The following is a 1,052-nucleotide window of genomic DNA, read 5'->3' as shown; positions in this document are numbered from 1 at the left end:
TGAGTTGGCAGTGTTTTCGCGCCAGGGTTTTGTGGGTAACGCGTTTGCCAGTCTTTGATACCGGCTTTCAACATTTCCGGATCGTTGCGGTTATCGTTCCACACGCGTTGCAGATCCAGCCAGCCTTGCAGCGTGTTTTCGTCAGCATTGATGACCAGCGCGTTCATCTGTTCTGGCGTCATCTGAGATAAAGCCTGCCAGGTACCGTCGATATTTTTCTGGTGCGCAGGGCCGCTCAACATAGGCTCCTGGGCGATATAAGCGCGCAGCAACTCAAGCGACGGGCGGTTCTGGCTTGCGTCGATAACCGCCTGGTAATAGCGTGCCTGCTGATTTTTGTTCAACTCCGCCAGATTGATTTTTGCCAGCGCGGTATTCGCGGCGGCGTAATCTTTCTGCGCAACTCTGATTTCAGGCACCAGCAGCTGTTGTTCGCGGCGCTGTTCATCATTCATCTCTTTCGGCAGTTGATTGTAGAGATCAACCGCCTGCTGGGTTTTGCCTTCTTTCACCAGCGCATGAATGGCGAGTAATTGCCAGGTGGTCTTGCTATCATCAGCGCTTTGCTGCATCTGTTGCAGATAATAGGCGGAATCAGCTGTGGCTTCGCCTTGCATATGCGCGGTCGCCTGGTCTGGTGTTTTTGTCGTGGTACAGCCAGCGAACATTAGCGCGGCCAGTACAACCGGCAGACAACGCCCGGCTTTAGAACGAATAATTTTAGACGGTACCATTCTGTATCCAGTGTAATTTTTATCTCAGTGTTCAATATTAATTCGGCAATACGGATGAAACAATGAAACAACTCGAAACGGCGGCTATTTCTGCCAGCACGCTCTACATCGTTCCGACACCCATCGGTAACCTCGGCGATATCACACAGCGGGCGTTATCCGTGTTGCAAAGCGTTGACCTGATTGCTGCCGAAGATACTCGCCATACCGGTTTGCTGCTGCAACATTTTGCGATTAATGCGCGAATGTTCGCATTACACGATCATAACGAGCAGCAAAAATCCGAAACTTTGCTGGCTAAGCTGAAAGAAGGGCAAA

General features: G+C 51.0%; 2 protein-coding genes. One reads left to right on the top strand and one right to left on the bottom strand.

Annotated elements, in window-relative coordinates; translation table 11 throughout:
* A partial coding sequence (locus D6029_RS22335; RefSeq protein ID WP_208642712.1) for a penicillin-binding protein activator occupies window positions 1-734 on the bottom strand: 734 nt, incomplete at its 3' end.
* Between the two features lie 62 nt (window positions 735-796).
* Here D6029_RS22335 and D6029_RS22330 point away from each other — a divergent pair.
* Window positions 797-1,052, top strand: a 256-nt coding sequence (locus tag D6029_RS22330; protein WP_244212441.1) for an SAM-dependent methyltransferase, incomplete at its 3' end; no start/stop codon positions are given.

The organism is Buttiauxella izardii (genome assembly GCF_003601925.1).
Lineage (GTDB): Bacteria > Pseudomonadota > Gammaproteobacteria > Enterobacterales > Enterobacteriaceae > Buttiauxella > Buttiauxella izardii.
The sequence above is the reverse complement of the archived record's forward strand: the minus strand, read 5'-3'. Positions and strand labels throughout refer to the sequence as shown.